Source organism: Phyllobacterium sp. T2-21, from assembly GCF_055378485.1.
In genome coordinates this window covers 1,219,955-1,239,663 of the sequence record NZ_AP027912.1, presented here as the reverse complement: position 1 = coordinate 1,239,663, position 19,709 = coordinate 1,219,955, and the positions used below count along the sequence as shown (strand labels likewise).

Annotated in this window: 19 protein-coding genes; 12 read left to right on the top strand and 7 right to left on the bottom strand. The window is 61.3% G+C overall.

Going from position 1 to position 19,709, the window contains the following annotated elements; translation table 11 throughout:
• Positions 1 to 33: 33 nt before the first annotated feature.
• Together ACZ5FP_RS06185 and ACZ5FP_RS06180 are read right to left on the bottom strand one after the other, a co-directional pair.
• Positions 34 to 783 carry an SDR family oxidoreductase gene (locus ACZ5FP_RS06185; RefSeq protein ID WP_464662765.1) on the bottom strand — a complete coding sequence of 250 codons (750 nt, stop codon included), beginning with the start codon at positions 781 to 783 and terminating at the stop codon, positions 34 to 36.
• 54 nt (positions 784 to 837) lie between these two features.
• On the bottom strand, positions 838 to 2,313 hold the full coding sequence (locus ACZ5FP_RS06180) for an aldehyde dehydrogenase family protein (RefSeq protein WP_464662764.1): 1,476 nt from the start codon (positions 2,311 to 2,313) through the stop codon (positions 838 to 840).
• A gap of 159 nt (positions 2,314 to 2,472) precedes the next feature.
• Between ACZ5FP_RS06180 and zwf the strand changes: the two genes are divergently transcribed.
• From zwf to edd, 3 genes are read left to right on the top strand one after another with little or no spacing between them, the layout of a single operon-like run.
• On the top strand, positions 2,473 to 3,942 hold the full coding sequence (zwf, locus tag ACZ5FP_RS06175) for a glucose-6-phosphate dehydrogenase (protein ID WP_464662763.1): 1,470 nt from the start codon (positions 2,473 to 2,475) through the stop codon (positions 3,940 to 3,942).
• A gap of 2 nt (positions 3,943 to 3,944) precedes the next feature.
• On the top strand, positions 3,945 to 4,643 hold the full coding sequence (gene pgl / locus ACZ5FP_RS06170) for a 6-phosphogluconolactonase (RefSeq protein WP_464662762.1): 699 nt from the start codon (positions 3,945 to 3,947) through the stop codon (positions 4,641 to 4,643).
• A gap of 11 nt (positions 4,644 to 4,654) precedes the next feature.
• On the top strand, positions 4,655 to 6,472 hold the full coding sequence (gene edd, locus ACZ5FP_RS06165; RefSeq protein ID WP_464662761.1) for a phosphogluconate dehydratase: 1,818 nt from the start codon (positions 4,655 to 4,657) through the stop codon (positions 6,470 to 6,472).
• Here the strand turns inward: edd and ACZ5FP_RS06160 are convergent, their stop codons facing one another.
• Positions 6,473 to 7,435, bottom strand: a complete 963-nt coding sequence (locus ACZ5FP_RS06160) for a GlxA family transcriptional regulator (RefSeq protein WP_105736378.1) — start codon at positions 7,433 to 7,435, stop codon at positions 6,473 to 6,475.
• Between the two features lie 38 nt (positions 7,436 to 7,473).
• Positions 7,474 to 8,373 carry a bifunctional methylenetetrahydrofolate dehydrogenase/methenyltetrahydrofolate cyclohydrolase FolD gene (gene folD / locus ACZ5FP_RS06155; protein WP_223611778.1) on the bottom strand — a complete coding sequence of 300 codons (900 nt, stop codon included), beginning with the start codon at positions 8,371 to 8,373 and terminating at the stop codon, positions 7,474 to 7,476.
• A gap of 211 nt (positions 8,374 to 8,584) precedes the next feature.
• On the opposite strand from folD, the gene ACZ5FP_RS06150 reads away from it, so the two are divergent.
• Positions 8,585 to 9,838: a sarcosine oxidase subunit beta family protein gene (locus tag ACZ5FP_RS06150; protein WP_464662760.1), complete on the top strand. Its 1,254-nt coding sequence runs from the start codon at positions 8,585 to 8,587 to the stop codon at positions 9,836 to 9,838.
• A gap of 8 nt (positions 9,839 to 9,846) precedes the next feature.
• Here the strand turns inward: ACZ5FP_RS06150 and ACZ5FP_RS06145 are convergent, their stop codons facing one another.
• A complete protein-coding gene (locus ACZ5FP_RS06145) occupies positions 9,847 to 11,961 on the bottom strand; it encodes a GumC family protein (RefSeq protein WP_464662759.1) in 2,115 nt (704 codons plus the stop codon).
• A gap of 255 nt (positions 11,962 to 12,216) precedes the next feature.
• Between ACZ5FP_RS06145 and proC the strand changes: the two genes are divergently transcribed.
• From proC to ACZ5FP_RS06125, 4 genes are read left to right on the top strand one after another with little or no spacing between them, the layout of a single operon-like run.
• Entirely contained in the window at positions 12,217 to 13,032 is an 816-nt protein-coding gene (gene proC, locus ACZ5FP_RS06140; RefSeq protein ID WP_464662758.1) for a pyrroline-5-carboxylate reductase, read from the top strand.
• A 37-nt stretch (positions 13,033 to 13,069) separates the two neighbouring features.
• Positions 13,070 to 13,903, top strand: coding sequence for an urease accessory protein UreD (locus ACZ5FP_RS06135; protein ID WP_464662757.1), 834 nt, complete (start codon positions 13,070 to 13,072; stop codon positions 13,901 to 13,903).
• 50 nt (positions 13,904 to 13,953) lie between these two features.
• A complete protein-coding gene (locus tag ACZ5FP_RS06130; protein ID WP_105736392.1) occupies positions 13,954 to 14,256 on the top strand; it encodes an urease subunit gamma in 303 nt (100 codons plus the stop codon).
• 8 nt (positions 14,257 to 14,264) lie between these two features.
• Positions 14,265 to 14,570 (top strand): urease subunit beta, encoded by a 306-nt coding sequence (locus tag ACZ5FP_RS06125; protein ID WP_464662756.1) that lies wholly within the window; start codon positions 14,265 to 14,267, stop codon positions 14,568 to 14,570.
• Between the two features lie 32 nt (positions 14,571 to 14,602).
• Here the strand turns inward: ACZ5FP_RS06125 and ACZ5FP_RS06120 are convergent, their stop codons facing one another.
• The gene (locus ACZ5FP_RS06120; RefSeq protein ID WP_464662755.1) at positions 14,603 to 14,971 is read right to left on the bottom strand and encodes a hypothetical protein; all 369 of its coding nucleotides are present in this window, start codon (positions 14,969 to 14,971) and stop codon (positions 14,603 to 14,605) included.
• 187 nt (positions 14,972 to 15,158) lie between these two features.
• Here ACZ5FP_RS06120 and ureC point away from each other — a divergent pair, with 187 nt between their 5' ends.
• The 4 genes from ureC to ureG are packed head-to-tail and all read left to right on the top strand — an operon-like array spanning position 15,159 to position 18,656.
• A complete protein-coding gene (ureC, locus tag ACZ5FP_RS06115; RefSeq protein WP_464662754.1) occupies positions 15,159 to 16,871 on the top strand; it encodes an urease subunit alpha in 1,713 nt (570 codons plus the stop codon).
• A gap of 12 nt (positions 16,872 to 16,883) precedes the next feature.
• Positions 16,884 to 17,381: an urease accessory protein UreE gene (ureE, locus tag ACZ5FP_RS06110; protein ID WP_464662753.1), complete on the top strand. Its 498-nt coding sequence runs from the start codon at positions 16,884 to 16,886 to the stop codon at positions 17,379 to 17,381.
• Positions 17,317 to 18,042 carry an urease accessory protein UreF gene (locus ACZ5FP_RS06105; protein WP_464662752.1) on the top strand — a complete coding sequence of 242 codons (726 nt, stop codon included), beginning with the start codon at positions 17,317 to 17,319 and terminating at the stop codon, positions 18,040 to 18,042. Before ureE ends, ACZ5FP_RS06105 begins: the two co-directional genes overlap by 65 nt.
• Positions 18,039 to 18,656, top strand: coding sequence for an urease accessory protein UreG (ureG, locus tag ACZ5FP_RS06100; RefSeq protein ID WP_346306016.1), 618 nt, complete (start codon positions 18,039 to 18,041; stop codon positions 18,654 to 18,656). Before ACZ5FP_RS06105 ends, ureG begins: the two co-directional genes overlap by 4 nt.
• Here the strand turns inward: ureG and ACZ5FP_RS06095 are convergent.
• Entirely contained in the window at positions 18,653 to 19,672 is a 1,020-nt protein-coding gene (locus tag ACZ5FP_RS06095; RefSeq protein ID WP_463011723.1) for an LLM class flavin-dependent oxidoreductase, read from the bottom strand. The two genes, ureG and ACZ5FP_RS06095, sit on opposite strands and share 4 nt — an antisense overlap.
• Positions 19,673 to 19,709: the final 37 nt, after the last annotated feature.

Below are 19,709 nucleotides of genomic sequence, written 5' to 3'. Positions count from 1 at the left end.
CTTCCGGTTCAAGACAAAATCAGTTGATCCCGTCTAAATGCAGCGCCCGCCGTCGACTTCCAGCGCCACACCCGTGATGAACTCAGCTTCACTGGAAGCGAGCCAAAGGGCAGCATTGGCGATATCGAGCGGTGTCGACAGGCGGCCGAGCGGGATCGAAGCCTTGAACTGCGCGCGCTTTTCCGGCGTGTCCTCGCCCATGAACAGGCTGAGCATGCCGGTATCGCCCGCCACGGGGCACAGGCAATTGACCCGGATATTCTTCGGTGCCAGTTCAACCGCCATGGATTTCGTCGCGGTGATCGCCCAGCCCTTGGACGCATTGTACCAGGTCAGGCCGGGCCGCGGACGCAAGCCAGCCGTCGAGGCCGTGGTGATGATGGAGCCGCCGCCCTGCATTTCCATGATCGACACCACGGCAAGCGTGGCGTAGTAGATCGCCTTCATATTCACGGCCGTGATCAGGTCGAAGGTGCTTTCATCCACCTCCAGCATGGAACCGTTGCGGTGCGTGAACCCGGCATTGTTGATCATGATGTCAACGCGGCCGAATGCATCCATTGCAGCTGCAACCATCGCATCGATATCGTGTTTGCGCGAAACGTCCACCTCTACGGCAATCGCCTTTTTTCCGATGGCGGCAGCAACCGTTTCCGCACCCTTGTGGTTCAAATCGGCAACGACGACATTGGCTCCCTCTTCGGCAAAGCGCTTCGCCATTCCCTCGCCGAAACCGGCGGCTGCGCCGGTGATGATCGCTGTCTTGCCTGCCAAACGGGTCATGTCATTTCCTCATGCTATTGATCTTGAAGGGGATTGTTCCGGGTGTCGGCCCGGTCAGTCGTGGCGGAACACGACCGTTTTGGTTGCGGACATATCGAAGAGCGCTTCAAAGCCCTTTTCCCGTCCGTGACCGGACTTCTTGAAACCGCCAAACGGCAGTTCGACGCCGCCGCCAGCACCATAGGCGTTGACGAAAACCTGTCCGGCGCGAACTTTCTTGGCGACACGGTGCTGGCGGGCACCGTCCCGGGTCCAGATACCCGCGACGAGACCGTAATCGGTGCCGTTGGCAAGCCTGATGGCATCCGCCTCGTCATCAAAGGCAAAGAGCGATAATACCGGCCCGAACACTTCTTCCTGTGCCAGAACCGACGCGGGATCGACAGCGCCGAAAAGCACGGGGGCGACGTAGTAGCCCTCCAGCGGCGCTTCAACATGAATGGAGCCGCGGGCAACAACCTCGATCCCGGACTCGGCAGCGGATGTGATGAAGTTCTCGACCTTGCGCTTCTGCGCCGGGTTCACCATCGGGCCAAGGTCAAGGTCCATGTCGTGCGGTGCGGCGACAAGCTTGCTGAAGCGCTCGCCAAGGGCGGCAGCGACGTCATTATAGAGAGGACGCTCGATCAGGATACGGCTTCCCGCCGAACAGGTCTGACCGCCATTCTGTATGATCGCATTGACCAGAACCGGCAGGGCCTTTTCCACATCCGCATCGGCAAACAGGATTTGCGGCGACTTGCCGCCCAGTTCCATGGTGACGCCGCGATTGTTCGCGGCGGCGGCCTGCTGGATCGCGGTCCCGGTGACAGGCGAGCCGGTGAAGGTGACGTAATCGATCCCCGGATGCGATGACAGTGCGGCACCTGCATCACGGCCATAACCGGTGATGACATTGAGAACGCCATCGGGAAATCCTGCCTCAATGGCCAGTTCACCGATACGGATGGTGGACAGCGAGGCATCCTCGGCCGGTTTGATGACCAGCGTGTTGCCCATCGCCAACGCGGCGCCAACCACGCGCGCCATGATCTGCATGGGATAGTTCCATGGAATGATGCCGGCAACCACGCCATGCGGCTCGCGCAGCGTCAGCGCCGTGAAGCCGTCGAGAAAGGGAATGGTATCGCCATGAATCTTGTCGGCGGCACCGCCGTAGAATTCATAGTAGCGCATGGTCGCGGCGACATCCGCCTTGCCCTGACGGACCGGCTTGCCGGTATCGCGCGATTCGAGTGCTGCAAGTTCGTCGCCATGCTCTTCGACGAGCTGGCCGAGCCGTGTCAGCAGGCGGCCACGCTCGAAGGCCGGCATCCGGCTCCAGGGGCCCTGTTCGAAGGCTTGCCGCGCTGCACGCACGGCGCGATCCACATCATCGGCATTGCCCGCCGGGATGGTGGCGAAGGGCAAACCATCGGACGGACACAAAACAGTGATCGTTTCCTGCGAGAGTGCGGCGACCCGCCGGCCATTAATGATATTCAGGAAATTCTTATCCTGTGCGACAATTCGAGAGAGATTCTGATCCATGACGGGTTCCTGCTTTGCACCGATGGTATTGGAATTGAACCGTCTTGGGAATGCATTTTGACGCAGAAGACGGATCGGCGCTGGCCTTTTTAAATCGATTAGATTATACAGGCCTGCATCAGCGGAACACCTATTTTTGGCATAGCGAGACTTAATCTTATGACAAGCCAGATTATCCCGGTTGAACCTTTTGACTGCATCGTCTTCGGTGGCAGCGGCGATCTTGCCGAGCGCAAACTGATCCCCGCGCTCTATCAACGCCAGCGGGACGGACAGTTGACGGAGCCCACGCGCATCATCGGCGCATCGCGTTCGGCGATGTCCGATGCCGACTACCGCAAGTTTGCGGAAGCCGCGATCAAGGAACATGTCAAACCAGAAGAGATCGACAAGAAGCAGGTCGAGCAATTCCTGCAGCGCCTGTCCTATGTTGCAGTCGACGCAACATCGGACAATGGCTGGGACGATCTCAAAAGCGCGATTGGCGACGCGAACAGGAAGATCAGGGCGTTTTACCTCGCGGTCAGCCCGAGCCTGTTCGGCGACATCGCCAGCCGCTTGAAGAAATATGAACTGATCACCGATCAGACCCGCATCATCGTCGAAAAGCCGATCGGCCGCGATCTTAAATCCGCCATTGCGCTCAATGACACGATCGGCAGCGTCTTCAACGAACAGCAGATTTTCCGCATCGATCACTATCTCGGCAAGGAAACGGTGCAGAACCTGATGGCGCTGCGCTTTGCCAATGCGCTGTACGAGCCCCTGTGGAACTCGGCGCACATCGATCACGTGCAGATCACCGTCGCGGAAGCGGTCGGCCTCGAAGGCCGCGCCGGTTACTACGATACGGCCGGTGCGCTGCGCGACATGGTGCAGAACCACATGCTGCAGCTTCTCTGCCTTGTTGCGATGGAGCCTCCCGCATCCATGGATGCCGATGCTGTGCGCGACGAGAAATTGAAAGTCCTGCGCTCGCTTGCCCGCATCGATGCCAAGAATGCCGAAGAGCTGACCGTGCGCGGCCAGTACCGTGCCGGTGCGTCCGCCGGCGGCCCGGTCAAGGGTTATCAGGAAGAACTGGGCGCGACGAGCAATACGGAAACCTTCGTCGCCATCAAGGCCGAGATCGCCAACTGGCGCTGGGCCGGCGTTCCGTTCTACCTGCGCACCGGCAAACGCCTTGCCACGCGGGCCTCTGAAATCGTCGTTTCGTTCAAGCCCATTCCGCACTCGATCTTTGGCGAGAGCGCGGGCCGGGTCGTCGCCAATCAGCTGGTGATCCGCTTGCAGCCCGACGAAGGCGTGAAGCAGTGGATGATGATCAAGGATCCGGGTCCGGGCGGCATGCGCCTGCGTCACGTTCCGCTCGACATGAGTTTTGCGGAATCGTTCCAGGTCCGCAGCCCCGATGCCTATGAACGCCTGCTGATGGATGTGGTGCGCGGCAACCAGACCCTGTTCATGCGCCGCGACGAAGTTGTTGCCGCATGGCGCTGGATCGATCCGATCCTGAAAGCCTGGACCGACAATGACCAGTCCGCAGCAGGTTATACCGCCGGTACATGGGGACCATCCGCGGCCATCGCCTTGATTGAACGCGACGGACGCACCTGGCACGAGACATGATCATGCAGCAGACACTGAACAGTTTTGCCGATGGAAACGCTCTTGCGGAAGCACTGGCGACCGGTGTTGCAGCACACCTGCAGGCCGCATGCGATGCGCGCGGCAAGGCGGTTCTGGCCGTATCGGGTGGAACCACCCCTGCCCGCTTTTTCAAGGCGCTGTCGGTCAAGGACCTGCCCTGGACCCGGATCACCGTCACGCTGGTGGACGAACGTTTCGTGCCGCCAAGCAATGACCGCTCCAACCAGAAGCTGGTGACGGAGCTGCTTCTGCAGAACGCCGCAGCGAAGGCCAATTTCGTCGGGCTCTATCATGCGTCTGCGGATGCGGACGCTGCCGTTCAATCCGCGGCGGCCGCCATCGCCGCACTGGGCCAGCCTTTCGACGTGACTATACTCGGCATGGGCGGCGATGGTCACACGGCCTCGTTCTTCCCCGGTGGCGACCGCCTTGCCGACGCGATTTCGATGACGCAGTCGGCGCTCGTCCTGCCAATGCAGGCGGAAGGTGCCGGTGAGCCGCGCCTGACACTCACCCTGCCGGTGATCGTTCATTCCCGGTTCGTTGTCCTGCACATCGAAGGCGACGGCAAAAAAGCCGTTCTCGACAAGGCGCTTGGCGACGGGGCAACCGCTGACATGCCCATTCGCGCTGTCCTGCGCCACACACCCATCAATCTTGAGATTTTCTGGGCTCCATAAGGAGAAAACCGATGACCGTCCTGCAAAGGGTCAAAAGCATTACCAACCGCATCCGTGAGAGGTCGATCCCGACCCGCGATGTCTATCTCGACCGTCTGCGCGAAGCTGCTTCCCACAAGCCGAAACGCTCTGCATTGGCCTGCGCCAATCTCGCCCACGGCTTTGCCGCCTGCGGACCGTCCGACAAGGCCGCGCTGGCTGGCGACGTTGTGCCCAATATCGGTATCATCACCTCATACAACGACATGCTGTCGGCGCATCAGCCGTTCGAAACCTATCCGCAACTGATCAAGGCGGCCGTGCACGAGGCGGGCGGCGTGGCGCAGGTTGCCGGCGGCGTGCCGGCCATGTGCGATGGCGTGACCCAGGGACAGCCGGGCATGGATCTGTCGCTGTTCTCCCGCGATGTCATTGCCATGGCGACGGCCGTTGGCCTGTCGCATGACATGTTCGATGCGGCTGTTTATCTCGGCGTCTGCGACAAGATCGTTCCGGGCCTCGTCATCGGCGCGCTGACGTTCGGTCACCTGCCCGCCGTGTTCATCCCTGCCGGTCCGATGACCACGGGCCTTCCCAATGACGAGAAGGCAAAAACCCGCCAGCTTTATGCGGAAGGCAAGGTCGGCCGCGACAAACTGCTGGAATCGGAATCCAAGTCGTACCACGGACCGGGAACCTGCACCTTCTATGGCACGGCCAATTCCAACCAGATGCTCATGGAAATCATGGGGCTGCATACGCCGGGCTCGTCCTTCATCAATCCGGGCACCCCCTTACGCGAAGCATTGACGCGCGAGGCTGCCAAGCGCGCCCTTGCCATCACCGCGCTCGGCAATGAATACACGCCGGTCGGCGAAATGATCGACGAGAAGACCATCGTCAACGGCGTTATCGGGCTGCACGCTACGGGCGGTTCGACCAACCACACCATGCACCTCGTCGCCATGGCTGCGGCTGCGGGCATCAAGCTGACATGGCAGGACATTTCCGACCTTTCCGATGTGGTGCCGCTGCTCGCCCGCGTCTATCCAAACGGTCTCGCCGATGTGAACCATTTCCATGCGGCCGGCGGCATGGGCTACATCATCCGCGAATTACTGGATGCAGGCATGCTGCATGAGGACGTCAAGACCGTCTGGGGCGAAGGCCTGCGTGCCTACACCATCGAGGTCAAGCTCGGCGAAAACGGCACGGTGGAGCGCAATCCCATTCCAAGCGAAAGCGCCGACAAGAAGGTCCTTTCCACGGTCAAGGAACCGTTCCAGGCAACCGGCGGCCTGAAGATGCTGAAGGGTAATCTCGGCACCGCCGTCATCAAGACATCGGCAGTCAAGCCGGAACGGCGCATCATCGAGGCGCCTGCCATCGTATTCGACAGTCAGGCGGCGCTGCAGGACGCTTTCAAGGCCGGAAAGCTCGACCGTGACTTTGTCGCCGTGGTCCGCTTCCAGGGTCCAAAGGCCAATGGCATGCCGGAACTGCACAAGCTTACGCCGCCGCTCGGCGTGCTGCAGGATCGCGGCCATATGGTTGCGCTGGTGACGGACGGGCGCATGTCGGGTGCCTCGGGCAAGGTGCCGGCGGCAATCCACGTGACGCCGGAAGCCTTGAGCGGCGGCATCATCGGCAAGATCCGCGATGGCGACATGGTGCGGCTCGATGCGGAAATCGGAACGCTCGACGTGCTCGAAGACCCGGAGGTTCTCGCCGCCCGTCCCGAACCGGTCGTCGACCTTAGCCACAACAGCTACGGCATGGGCCGCGAACTGTTCGCCGCCTTCCGCAACGTGGTGGGCCGCGCCGACGAAGGCGCTTCGGTTTTCGGCTGATCAATAGGTGGTGCGGCGCTCATCGGAGGGTGAGCGCCCGAACTGCGCCCGGTAGCTCTGGGCAAAATAGGAATGGGACGTGAATCCCGTTGCCAGCGCCACGTCGAGAATGGGCGAATGCGTCTGCCGCAGCAGCTCGCGCGCCCGTTCCAGCCGCAGGCTCATGTAGTAGCGACCCGGCGTCATGTTGAGATGGCGCAGGAACAAGCGCTCCACCTGCCGGACGGAAAGACCAACGGCCTTGGCCAGCCGCACCGCCGATTTCGGCTGTTCGAGATTGTCGGCCATCAGCTCGACGATCTTGCGCAGCTTCTCGGATTTTCCGGTCAGGTCCCGCTCGGGCCCGATGCGCTGGCGATCGGTCTGCGAGCGGATGCGCTCATGGTGGAACTGGTTGGCCACTTCATTGGCAAGGCCGGGATCGAAATCCTGCCGGATGATCTCCAGCATCAGATCGATCGAGGTCGTCCCGCCCGCGCAGGTATAGCGCTTGCGGTCGATCTCGAAAACATTGCCGGTGCATTCGATCTGCGGGAAACGCTCCTGAAAACCGGCGCGGTTTTCCCAATGGATCGTGCAGCGATGCCCTTCGAGCTGCCCTGCCTCGGCGAGGATGTAACTGCCGATGTTGAGCCCGCCCAGCGCCGCACCGCGCCGTCCGAGATTGCGCAGCGCTGCGATAACCTTGGGTTTTTCTTCAAACTCGGTGGTCAGCCCAGCGCAGATGAAGAAAATATCGGCGGCGGGAAGCTCCGCCAGCGAATATTGCACATTGATCTGCAGACCGTTCGATGCGGTGACCGGCGCACCCGTGGCGGACACGGTGGTCCACCCGTAGAATGGCTCTTCCGCCATACGGTTGGCCGTGCGCATTGTATCGATGGCAGCGGCAAGGCTGAACATCGGGAATTTGTCGACAAGCAGAAAAGCGAAGGTTCTACTGACCTTGAGGGCTTCGGGCATATGCTGTTCTAACGACAATCCGGTTGCAAACCAATGAATTAGAAGCGGGGCGGTGTTTTTCCGGCACTGCGGTGGGCGGCAACCAGCGTGTTGGCCATCAGCATGGCAATCGTCATCGGCCCGACACCACCGGGAACCGGCGTCAGTGCGCCGGCGACGGGAGCCACGTCGGCAAAATCGACATCGCCGACAAGACGCGTCTTGCCTTCGCCCCGCTCGGGAGCCGGAATGCGATTGATACCGACATCGATGACAGTCGCCCCTGGCTTCACCCAGTCCGCCTTGATCATCTGCGGACGGCCGACGGCGGCCACCAGAATATCGGCATTGCGGCAAAGGCCTGGCAGATCCTTCGTCCGGCTGTGGGCAATCGTGACTGTGGCATTGTGTGCGAGCAGCAGATTGAACATCGGCTTGCCAACGATATTGGAACGGCCGACAACCACCGCATTGAGGCCGGAGAGATCACGGCCGAGAATGCGGTCGATCAGCAGCATCGAGCCCTCGGGCGTGCAGGGGACGAATGCGGTATCGAGCTCGCCGGTCCCCAGCTTGCCGACATTGATGAAGTGGAAGCCGTCGACATCCTTGTCAGGTGAAATGGTCTGGATGATGCGGCCGGAATCGATGTGCTTGGGCAAAGGCAATTGCACGAGAATGCCATGGATGGCCGGATCGGCATTGAGCGTTTCCACCAGCCTGACCAGTTCATCTTCGCTCGTCTGTTCCGGCAGGGTGTGCTGCACGGAATGGAAGCCGCATTCCTTGGCCTTGCGTCCCTTCGAGGCGACATAGACCTGGCTGGCGGGGTCCTCGCCGACGATCACCACGGCAATACCGGGCGTGATGCCAGTGACCTCAATCAGCTCGGCGGCGGACGCCTTGACCTTTGAAACCACGTCTTCGGCAATCTGCTTGCCATCAATCGTCACTGCCATGTGCTGCTCCTGGGCATCGCGCTTCGGGAATGGACGTCATTCTGAGGATTCTTAGGCAATACAATACCGCCAGAACGGCGTTCACTGACGCAATAACGAAAGCGGCCCATAAGGGCAATGCGATGATGTGACCCAAGGATGGTTCTGGGGCTTGCGAATACGCCAAAACCACGCATGATCACACTGTTCCGCCCGCAAACTGGATTCGTCGATGCGCTATTCCGCTTTCTCCCTTCTCAAGAACGCCCTCAACGGCAACAAGGACTGGAAGCCTGCGTGGCGCAAACCCGATCCGAAGCCGGCCTATGATGTGGTGATCATCGGCGGCGGACACGGGCTGGCGACCGCCTATTACCTGGCCAAGGAACACGGCATCCGCAATATCGCCGTGGTAGAAAAGGGATGGCTCGGTTCCGGCAATATCGGCCGCAACACGACGGCGGTGCGATCCAATTATCTCCTGACGGAAAACCAGCACTTCTACGAGGCGTCGATGAAGCTCTGGGAGACCATGTCGCACGACCTCAACTACAACGTGATGTTCTCGCAGCGCGGCGTGGTCAATCTTGCGCACAACCTGCCGCAGCTCGATGTCTATATCCGGCGCGGCAACCAGATGCGGCTCAACGGCATCGACTGCGAGCTGCTCAATCCGAAACAGCTGGAGAAACTCATTCCCGGCCTCGACACCAGCGCATCGGCACGGTTTCCGATCATTGGCGGCCTGATGCAGCGCAGCGCGGGAACCGCACGCCATGATGCGGTGGTCTGGGCCTATGCCCGTGCGGCCGACCAGCTCGGTGTTGATATCATCGAGAATTGCGAAGTCACCGGCTTCATCAAGGACGGCGACAAGGTCACCGGCGTCATGACCACACGCGGTCCGATCAATGCAAAAAAGACCGCCTGCGCCGTGGCCGGACACACCAGCGAGCTGATGCGCCGGGCAGGTGTCGACCGGCTGCCGCTGGAATCGCATGTCCTGCAGGCCTTTGTTTCGGAAGCGCTCAAGCCCGTCGTCGATACGGTTGCGACGTTCGGCGGCGGCCATCTCTATTTCAGCCAGTCGGACAAGGGCGGGCTGGTTTTCGGCGGCGATATCGACGGCTACAATTCCTATGCGCAGCGCGGCAACCTGCCCGTTGTGGAAGATGTGATGAGCGAGTTCGTCGCCCTCATGCCGGCGCTGGCCCGCGTCAAGCTGCTGCGCTCCTGGGGCGGAATCATGGACATGTCCATGGACGGCTCCCCCATCATCACCACCGGTCCATTGCCGGGCATGTATCTCAACACCGGCTGGTGTTACGGCGGCTTCAAGGCAACGCCGATCTCCGGCAAATGCTTTGCCTGGACCATCGCCAAGGATGAACCGCATCCGCTGTCGGCGCCGTTCACGCTCGACCGGTTCTACAGGGGCTATGTCATCGACGATAAAGGCATGGGGCCGACGCCGCGTCTGCACTGAACGCGGCTTTAGTCTCCGGCGGCGCGCTGGCGCAACACATCGCGAATCTCCGCAATATCGGCGAGCATGTCCTCGATGTTGGAGTTGTCATGATGGCGCGGGGCGAAATGCATGTCGGCATATTCGTAGAGAAGCTGCGCAACCGCGACCTGATCCTCGGCCCTTGCCGCATCTTCATCGGCCATTTCCGCCGCATCGGAAGCGGAATTGCGCGTTTGGGCCTGCTTGATGGCAGCACCCAGCCGTGACTCGGCGGGCGCTGCAACCGTCTTGTCCGTACCATGTTCCGTCCGCTTTCCGCCCGACGGCGGATCAAACGGACCGTCGTTTCCGGCACCGGCTGGTGAAGGCTCATGTCGGTTGCGGGCACCCGACCCGCGCAGCATTGCGACACCCAGTCCGGCAAGCAGGCCAGCCAGCATGCCGCCAATCACGGGAATACCGCGTGACGGCCCTGCGGGCTCGGCTGACGGCTGCGCTGGCGAAACAACCCGGATACTGGTGCCGCTCATATCGGCGGTTTGCGCGCTTGCCTGGCCGCGCTGCGCATAGGCGTCATAGGCCGCGCGCTTTGTTGCGGCATCCTGCTCCAGTGCTCGCAGCCGGCTCATATCCCCGCTTGTTCCAGCCGTGCGCGATTTGAGCTGCGCAAGCTGGTTTGCCAGATCCTGCTCCCGCTGCACCGAACGCTTGAGTTCGGCCTGCGCCGAGGCCACCATGCGGCTCAATTCGCTGCGCACGTCCTTGCGGATTGCCTCGACTTCAGACCGCGCCTGTATGAGCAGCGGATGGCGCGGTCCAAGTTTGATCGCCAGCGTATCGGCCTGCTGCTTGAGAACCGAATATTGCGAACGCAGCGCTGCAATCGCGTCGGACCCCAACGCATCCGGCACCGTGTTGCCGAGAACACTATCCACCGACGCGCCTTGAATGGCGGCAGCCTGCGCGTTGAGCTTTATTGTCTGATCGCGGGCGGCGGCGAGCGCATCGCCCGCCTTTGCAACATCGTCAGCCGGTCCGCCCTGGGCATCGGCGAGATTGTTGTCGATCCTGAATTTCTGCGCCGCGTTCTCGGCATCTTCCGCAGCACTGCGCAGCTCATTCAGCCGGCCGGCAAGTGGGGCCGCTGCTCCCGCACCCGGTGACGGATTGCGCTGCTCTTCGATGAAGACATCGGACAGAGTGTTGGCAAGGCGTGCGGATTTCTGCGGATCGCTGGATTTGACAGTAATATCGAAAACAAAATTCTGTGCGCTCCTCCCGATCGTGAGATTGTCGGAGAGATTGCGCACGAGCAATGCTTCGCGTGACGCTGTGTCCGGTGTGCTGTCGGTCGAGAAAAGCTCGCGAACGGCCGCAAGCCAGCCCTTGTCCTTCAGATTGCCATTGAATTCCGGATCTTTGGCGAGACCTGTCCGGTCGATCACCTGGGAAAGCACGCGGTTCGAGCGGATGGCGCGCAATTGGCTCTCGGCAATGGCCAGGGACGCTTCGGCCGGCAGCTGACCGGTTGCTGGCGCTGTCCCGCTCAACGGGATGTTGCTCGGGTCGACCAGCAGTTCAGCGGTTGACGGGTAGAGCTTCGGCATTGTCATCGCATAGCCGGCACCAAGCAAAGTGCCGATCAGGGTCGTCGCGATAATCAGTTTTTTGGAATTGGCGACGCGATTGAGGGCGTTGGACGGCTCGATGAACCGTTTCATCGTGACATGATTGTCCGCAACGGGCTCAACCGGGCTTGTCGCCGGTGCAACGGGTGCATCGGCGGCAATCGTCGGCGAAACCGGCACGGCGGATGCGTTATCGTCGATCCGGCGGTTGAGCTCGGCCTTGATGGCCGCCATGTCGGCACGCATGCGATCGATGGCGATCTGCTCGGCCTCTTCATCCGTCAGGGCAGTATCGGGCGCCGGCGCGGGGAGCTGCGTGATTTCGCTGCTGGCCGCCAGACGCAGCGCCCGCATCCGCTGATAGTGTTCCAGATCGTCTTCGCGGCGGGGTGCTTGCGGGGGTGTTGCAGGCGCCACGCGTGCGGGCGCACTGCCCGCCGTTTCCGGCTGGCTGGCAAACGAGAGCAGCGAGCGTCGTGGCCGCTTGTCTATCCCGTTGTCCCGATCACCCATTCCTGTCCGCACTCCATAAGAACCGTTCAATACCTTACCCCCGAAGCATGGCTTACGGTTAACCCAACCTAAAGTTCTATGGGAAATAAATCGTTAATCATTGGTGAAACACCGGGGAATTTATCCGAAGATGCCCTGCGGTATCGCGATGTCTCCCATTATTTCAATGATCGGTGCACCGGCCGCAGGGTTGCCCAGTTGACCCGGCGCTTAGGACCGGATCAAAGTGCGGCCACATGATTTGGGAGAAGACATATGGTTGACAGCGTGGTTCTGGTTGGTTGCGGCAATATGGGTTTCGCTATGCTCAAGGGCTGGCTGGATGCGGGCATATTGCAGCCAGGACAGGTCCATGTCGTCGAACCGACCGATGCCTTGCGGGATCGGGCAGCGACACTCGGGGTCAATGCCGTCGCGGGCGCCGCATCGCTCGCCGCCGGTCTTCAGCCGCGTGTGATCCTGATTGCGGTCAAGCCGCAGGTGATGGGCGACGTCCTGCCCGCCTACAAGCGCTTTGCCGAACACGCGACATTTGTCAGCGTGGCCGCTGGTATTACCGTGAACTTTTTCGAGAAGCATCTCGGCGATAAAACCGCGATCATTCGCACGATCCCCAACACCCCAGCGGCAATCGGCAAGGGTATGATCGTCACCTTCCGCAATCCCCATGTCGGTGACGACGATGCGGCTTTTGTCGACAAGCTGCTGAAAACCAGCGGCGCCGTCGCCTCCGTTGACGATGAAAGCCTGATCGATGCGGTGACGGCTGTTTCGGGTTCCGGGCCTGCCTATGTGTTCCATTTCATCGAAGGCCTGACCGAGGCCGGGGTCGCCGCCGGGCTGACGCGGGAGATCGCCGGTCTTCTCGCCATGCAGACCGTCTATGGCGCCGGTGCGCTGGCTGCCGCCAGTGCCGACACCCCGACGACGCTGCGCGAACAGGTGACCAGCCCCAACGGCACCACGGCCGCGGCGCTGAAGGTGCTCATGGGCGAGGACCGGCTGAAAAATCTTCTGACCGAGGCCGTGCATGCGGCGCACCAGCGCGCCATCGAACTTGGGAAAGTTTGAGCTTTCCCACCCCGCCGGGCTGCGCTAGCCTTGCGGTATGAACGTTTACCCGTCCCTTGACCTGATACCGGAAACCAGGCCGCAGCGCGCCTACGGGCACGCCCGGCTGGCAGTGAAACCCGTCAATGGGCGTACGCGCATCGCCACGCTCTATCAGGAAGGCTGCGCGAAAATCCGGCTGCCGGATCGCGACGATGCGGCGCTGGAAGCCGTGATGATCAACACATCCGGCGGCCTGACCGGCGGCGACGACATGCGCTGGCAGTTCGACGCGGCCAATGATTGCCACGCGCAGATCACCACGCAGGCCTGCGAGCGCATCTACAAAGCCTCGTTTTCTGTCGCCCAGGTGGAAACCACGCTGTCAGTCGGCGAGAACGCCGGTCTCGCCTGGCTGCCGCAGGAGACGATCCTGTTTGAACGCTCCGCCCTGAAGCGAACGCTGACGGCGCAGCTTGCCGGAACGGGCCGCGCCCTGATCATCGAGCCGGTGGTGTTCGGCCGCAAGGCGATGGGCGAGGACGTCCAGACCTGCACGTTCCGTGACCGGTGGCGCATCTACCGGCAGGACAGGCTGGTTCACGCCGAAGACTTTGCGATTGGTCCCGATACGGCAGCCATGCTTGCCCGGCCTGCCCTGCTCGGCGGAATGCGGACAATGGCCACCATCCTGCTGCTCGACCATGATGCGGAGCGGCATCTGGAGCCGGCGCGAAAAATAATCGGTGAAAAAGGCGGCGCTTCCGCCTGGTCTGGCAAGCTTCTTGCGAGGCTGGTGGATGAGGATGCCTATTCCCTGCGGAAACGGCTGATACCGCTGATCGAACTGCTGAATCAAAAGGCAGGCGTGCCTAAAGTCTGGTCAATCTAGGGGCTGGACCGCGGCGCACGGAACAAACATGGGATGGCCAAGAGGACAAAATGAACCTGACACTCCGTGAAAAAGACAAGCTCCTGATTGCCATGGCGGCAATGGTCGCCCGCCGCCGCCTTGAACGCGGCGTCAAGCTCAATCATCCGGAAGCCATTGCGCTCATTACAGATTTTGTCGTGGAGGGCGCGCGCGACGGCCGCTCGGTCGCCGAACTTATGGAAGCCGGGGCCCACGTCATCACCCGTGCCCAGGTGATGGAAGGCATCCCCGAGATGATCCACGACATTCAGGTGGAAGCCACGTTCCCCGACGGCACCAAACTCGTCACCGTTCACGAACCGATCCGTTAGGAGACACCATGATCCCGGGTGAAATCATTCCTTGCGCAGGCGAGATCGAACTGAACGCCGGCGCAACCACTGTAACACTAAAGGTTGCAAACACCGGCGACCGTCCCGTGCAGGTCGGCTCGCACTATCATTTCTTCGAAACCAACAATGCGCTGATATTTGACCGTGCTCAGGCACGCGGCATGCGGCTGGATATCGCGGCGGGAACCGCGGTGCGGTTCGAGCCGGGACAGGAGCGCGACGTGACGCTCGTGCCGCTTGGCGGCAACAGGACCGTTTACGGGTTCCAGCAAAAGATCATGGGAAAGCTTTGACCGACCAGCTTCCCCAATGCTCTGTCGCGCGGTCAGCTCGGCTTTTTGGTGACAAGGGTCAAAAGGCCCTTGGCATCAAGGCTCGCGACAACCACCGCCGCCGACGTCAGGCCCTTTTCCTTCAGGGCTGCGGAGACTTGCGGCGATGCATCGATCGAGGTGCGCAGCTGCTGCATGTCCTTGTCGGAGCGCTTGGCCACGGCATCGTTGACCTGGGTTTTCGTGCTCTCGGGCAATTCGTTGATATCGACAATGTTGATCGTCGTGATCGGCACCGCTCCGGATTGCGCCGGGGCCTTGCTGGCCGGTTGCTGTGTGGCTGGTGCCGCAGTCTGCGCATAGGCGGCGGACGTGGCGAGCGGGAAAGCGGCACACATGGCCAGGATCATCATCTTTCGCATCGTTTTTCCTTTCACGTGATTGGCGAACGATCATCTTTTGATGACGGGCGCAGTTCACCTGCGGAATTCGATCTCAAGCGGTCGGTTATCGGGTCATTCCGGGGCGATATCGTGGCCGGAATGTGGCTCCGGTCTCCCGCCGCCGTGCGCGTACCGTGCCAGACCTACAGCCCAGGAGGGAACCACCATGCCCGCTAAAATCTCCCGCTCCGCCTATGCCCGCATGTTCGGCCCGACAACCGGCGACAAGGTGCGCCTTGCCGACACGGAGCTGTTCATTGAAGTGGAAAAGGATTTCACCATCCATGGCGAAGAGGTGAAATTCGGCGGCGGCAAGGTCATTCGCGACGGCATGGGACAGAGTCAGGTGGCCCGGGCTGACGGCGCCGTCGATACGGTCATCACCAATGCCCTGATCGTCGACCATACCGGCATCTACAAGGCGGATGTCGGGCTCAAGGACGGGCTGATTGCCGCCATCGGCAAGGCCGGCAATCCCGACACGCAGCCGGGCGTTACCATCATTATCGGACCGGGCACGGAAATCATCGCCTGCGAGGGCAAGATACTGACGGCCGGCGGCATGGACGCGCATATCCATTTTATCTGCCCGCAACAGATCGACGAAGCGCTGATGTCGGGCGTGACCACCATGTTCGGCGGCGGCACCGGCCCGGCACATGGCACGCTGGCAACCACCTGCACGCCGGGCCCATGGCATCTGGCGCGGATGATCCAGGCCTTCGATTCCATTCCGATGAACCTCGGACTATCGGGCAAGGGCAATGCCTCGCAGCCGAAAGCGCTGGAGGAGATGATCCTCGGCGGCGCCTGCTCGCTGAAACTGCATGAGGATTGGGGCACCACGCCGGCCGCCATCGACAATTGCCTCACCGTTGCCGACCGGTTCGACATTCAGGTGATGATCCATACGGACACGCTCAACGAGAGCGGGTTTGTCGAGGATACGGTTGCCGCGTTCAAGGGGCGTACGATCCACGCCTTTCACACGGAAGGCGCAGGCGGCGGGCATGCGCCTGACATCATCAAGATCTGCGGCCTGCCCAACGTCATTCCCTCGTCGACGAACCCGACACGGCCCTACACGAAGAACACCATTGCCGAACATCTCGACATGCTGATGGTCTGCCATCACCTGTCGTCGTCGATCCCCGAAGACGTGGCATTCGCCGAAAGCCGCATCCGCAAGGAAACCATTGCGGCCGAAGATATCCTGCACGATATCGGCGCCTTTTCGATCATCTCGTCGGATAGCCAGGCCATGGGCCGCGTCGGCGAAGTTCTGATCCGCACGTGGCAGACCGCCGACAAGATGAAACGCCAGCGCGGCAGCCTGCCGCAGGAAACCGGCGACAACGATAATTTCCGCGTGAAACGTTATATTGCCAAATACACGATCAATCCGGCGATTGCGCAGGGTGTGTCCCGGCACATCGGCTCGATCGAGGTGGGCAAGCGCGCCGATCTCGTGTTGTGGAATCCGGCCTTCTTCGGCGTCAAACCCGACATGGTGCTGCTGGGCGGCTCCATCGCCGCCGCGCCGATGGGCGACCCCAATGCATCCATCCCGACGCCGCAGCCTGTGCATTACCGCCCCATGTTCGGCACCTTCGGCAAGAATGTCTCCAATACCTCCGTTGTCTTTGTCAGCAAGGCATCGATTGAGGCTGGCCTGCGCCAGTCGCTTGGAACGGACAAGCGCTTGATCGGCGTCGAGAACACCCGTGGCGGCATTTCAAAGGCATCGATGATCCACAATGACGCCACGCCGCACGTGGAAGTTGACCCTGAAACCTATGAAGTGCGCGCCGACGGCGAACTTCTGACATGCGAACCGGCGACGGTGCTGCCCATGGCACAGCGCTATTTCCTGTTCTGAGGAGAATGAACCATGAAACGCGTCACAGGCCATGCGCATGCCGGTCACTACAGCGGCACGCCCTTCGACCATATCGTCCTGGCACATGACGAGAGGCATCTGCGCCGCAAGGTCCTGACCCTGCAACAGGGCGAGCAGATCCTGATCGACCTGCCCGATCCCATCGCCTTCACCCATGGCGACGTCCTTGTCCTCGACGATGGAAGGATGGCGGAGATTATCGCCGCCGAGGAAGTCCTCTATGAAGTGACGCCGCGCGACCGGCAGCACCTGTCGGAACTGGCCTGGCATCTGGGCAACCGCCATTTGCCGGCGCAGCTGGAAGAACACCGCATCGTTATCTTACGCGACCATGTGATCAAGGCCATGCTGGAAGGTCTGGGAGCCAAGGTGACCGAGATTGTCGCCCCATTCCATCCGCTGCGCGGCGCCTATCACAGCGGCCATGGTCACGATCACCACGATCATGCGCATCATGATCACGGGCATCACCATCATTCCCATGACTGATTTCACCGCAAACACCGCGCTGCTGCGGCTCATGACCTGGCTGTCCCCGGCTTTTCCCGTTGGCGCCTTTTCCTACAGCCATGGCATTGAACGGGCGATCCATGACGGACTGATCCGCGACAAGGATACGCTGCATGCCTGGCTGATCGACCTCCTGCATCACGGCTCCGTCTGGAACGACGCCGTGCTGTTTGCCGCCGGTTGGCATGAAGCAGGGGAAGGCGGGGATTGCCAGTCCATTGCAGTCCTTGGCGAAGCCATGGCCGGATCGAAGGAACGGCACATGGAAACTATGCTACAAGGCAGCGCTTTCCTGCAAGCCATCGCGCACTGGGGAGCGGACCAATCGGGCACGACCGGCGAAATGCCCTACCCCGTTGCGGTTGCCATTGCCGCTGCCGGCAATGGCGTGGCGCTGCAGCCGGGGCTGGCCGCCTTTCTGCATGCGGTCATTTCCAACCTCATTCAGGGTGCGGTACGGCTTGTTCCGCTCGGCCAAAGCCACGGGGTCGCGCTGATAGCGGCACTGGAACAGCCGATCCTGGCGGTTGCGCAACGCGCCGCCGCCTCAAGCCTCGATGATTTGGGATCGGCAGCGATCCTGTCGGACATCATGGCGATGCAGCATGAAACACAATATTCAAGGGTTTTCCGGTCATGATCTCGCAGAATGGACCGCTTCGCGTCGGGATTGGCGGCCCCGTTGGCTCCGGCAAGACCACAGTCACCGAAATGCTGTGCAAGGCGATGCGCGACCGCTACTCCGTCGCCGTGGTGACCAATGACATCTATACCAAGGAAGACGCACTGATCCTCAGCCGCCTGCAGGCCCTGCCGGAAGACCGGATCATGGGTGTGGAGACCGGCGGCTGCCCGCATACCGCCATTCGCGAGGATGCCACAATCAATCTGCAGGCGATTGCCGAGATGAACAAGCGCCATCCGGACCTCGATATCGTCTTCATCGAATCGGGCGGCGACAATCTGGCCGCAACATTCTCGCCCGATCTCGCTGACCTGACCATTTATGTCATCTCGGTCTGCCAGGGCGAAAAAATACCGCGCAAGGGAGGACCCGGCATCACCCGCTCCGACCTCCTGATCATCAACAAAAAGGATCTGGCACCCTATGTCGGCGCCGATCTTGACGTCATGGATGCCGACACGAAGCTGCAGCGCGGGGCCAAGCCCTATGTTTTCACCGACATGCTGCGGCGCAACGGGCTTGATGAGGTCATCGCGTTCATTGAGACCGCAGGGGGTCTGCGGCCTTAGCCGCTGGCCCGTGCAGGCTCGGCCTGCTGCCCTGCGATCATGACCTCGGCGAGAATTTCGTAGGACCGAATCCGCGCCTTGTGATCGAATATATGGCCCGTCGCCATGATTTCATCGGCGCCTGTGCGCCGGATGAACTCTTCGACACCCGCCTTGACGGTCGACGGTGAACCGGCGACCGTGCACGACAGCGACTGGCGCAAAATCGCCCGCGCGTGCAGGTCGAGTGTTTCCTCGTAGCCTTCGACAGGCGCGGGCAATGGCCCCGGCATGCCCGTGCGCAGATTGACGAATGCCTGCTGCTGCGAGCTTTTCAGCAAGTGCGCTTCATCATCCGTTGCCGCTGCAAAAACGTTCAGCCCCAGCATCACATAAGGCTTTTCCAGATGTTCGGACGGTTCGAAACGCGCGCGATAAATCTCGACTGCCCGCTCCATCTCGGCCGGGGCAAAATGCGAGGCGAAGGCGTAGGGCAGCCCGAGGGCTGCGGCCAGCTGGGCGCCAAACAGGCTCGACCCCAATATCCAGACCGGGACGTCGAGGCCCGCGCCCGGTACGGCCTGGACTTTCTGGCCCGGTTCCGGTTCACGGAAATAGCCCATCAGTTCCACCACATCCTGCGGAAAACCGTTGATGTCCTGTTCCAGATTGCGGCGCAGGGCATGGGCCGTTATCTGGTCCGTCCCCGGTGCGCGGCCAACACCAAGATCAATACGGCCGGGGTGCAGCGCCGCGAGCGTGCCGAAAGCCTCCGCCACCATCAGCGGCGCATGGTTCGGCAGCATGATGCCGCCGGCACCAAGGCGAATGGTCGACGTGCCGGCGGCCACATGCGCGATGACGACGGCTGTCGCAGCACTCGCAATGCCGCGCATGTTGTGATGCTCGGCAAGCCACAATCGGTTGTAGCCGAGACGTTCGGCATGCTGGGCCAGATCCAGCGAATTGCGAAGGGATTGCCCTGGCGTGCTGCCAACGGGAACCGGTGAAAGGTCGAGGACGGAGAGTGGGGTCATCGCCTTCATATAGGCGAGCAATCACCGCGCACAATGC

What these genes read in the sequence shown, in the direction of transcription:
- pgl (WP_464662762.1), top strand. Translation starts at nt 3,945, where the DNA reads ATGCAGCAGACACTGAACAGTTTTGCCGATGGAAACGCTCTTGCGGAA.
- ACZ5FP_RS06125 (WP_464662756.1), top strand. Translation starts at nt 14,265, where the DNA reads ATGATCCCGGGTGAAATCATTCCTTGCGCAGGCGAGATCGAACTGAAC.
- ureE (WP_464662753.1), top strand. Translation starts at nt 16,884, where the DNA reads ATGAAACGCGTCACAGGCCATGCGCATGCCGGTCACTACAGCGGCACG.
- ACZ5FP_RS06120 (WP_464662755.1), bottom strand. Translation starts at nt 14,971, where the DNA reads ATGCGAAAGATGATGATCCTGGCCATGTGTGCCGCTTTCCCGCTCGCC.
- ACZ5FP_RS06130 (WP_105736392.1), top strand. Translation starts at nt 13,954, where the DNA reads ATGAACCTGACACTCCGTGAAAAAGACAAGCTCCTGATTGCCATGGCG.
- ACZ5FP_RS06135 (WP_464662757.1), top strand. Translation starts at nt 13,070, where the DNA reads ATGAACGTTTACCCGTCCCTTGACCTGATACCGGAAACCAGGCCGCAG.
- ureC (WP_464662754.1), top strand. Translation starts at nt 15,159, where the DNA reads ATGCCCGCTAAAATCTCCCGCTCCGCCTATGCCCGCATGTTCGGCCCG.
- proC (WP_464662758.1), top strand. Translation starts at nt 12,217, where the DNA reads ATGGTTGACAGCGTGGTTCTGGTTGGTTGCGGCAATATGGGTTTCGCT.
- ureG (WP_346306016.1), top strand. Translation starts at nt 18,039, where the DNA reads ATGATCTCGCAGAATGGACCGCTTCGCGTCGGGATTGGCGGCCCCGTT.
- ACZ5FP_RS06150 (WP_464662760.1), top strand. Translation starts at nt 8,585, where the DNA reads ATGCGCTATTCCGCTTTCTCCCTTCTCAAGAACGCCCTCAACGGCAAC.
- folD (WP_223611778.1), bottom strand. Translation starts at nt 8,373, where the DNA reads ATGGCAGTGACGATTGATGGCAAGCAGATTGCCGAAGACGTGGTTTCA.
- edd (WP_464662761.1), top strand. Translation starts at nt 4,655, where the DNA reads ATGACCGTCCTGCAAAGGGTCAAAAGCATTACCAACCGCATCCGTGAG.
- zwf (WP_464662763.1), top strand. Translation starts at nt 2,473, where the DNA reads ATGACAAGCCAGATTATCCCGGTTGAACCTTTTGACTGCATCGTCTTC.
- ACZ5FP_RS06105 (WP_464662752.1), top strand. Translation starts at nt 17,317, where the DNA reads ATGGTCACGATCACCACGATCATGCGCATCATGATCACGGGCATCACC.
- ACZ5FP_RS06160 (WP_105736378.1), bottom strand. Translation starts at nt 7,435, where the DNA reads ATGCCCGAAGCCCTCAAGGTCAGTAGAACCTTCGCTTTTCTGCTTGTC.
- ACZ5FP_RS06185 (WP_464662765.1), bottom strand. Translation starts at nt 783, where the DNA reads ATGACCCGTTTGGCAGGCAAGACAGCGATCATCACCGGCGCAGCCGCC.
- ACZ5FP_RS06095 (WP_463011723.1), bottom strand. Translation starts at nt 19,672, where the DNA reads ATGACCCCACTCTCCGTCCTCGACCTTTCACCGGTTCCCGTTGGCAGC.
- ACZ5FP_RS06145 (WP_464662759.1), bottom strand. Translation starts at nt 11,961, where the DNA reads ATGGGTGATCGGGACAACGGGATAGACAAGCGGCCACGACGCTCGCTG.
- ACZ5FP_RS06180 (WP_464662764.1), bottom strand. Translation starts at nt 2,313, where the DNA reads ATGGATCAGAATCTCTCTCGAATTGTCGCACAGGATAAGAATTTCCTG.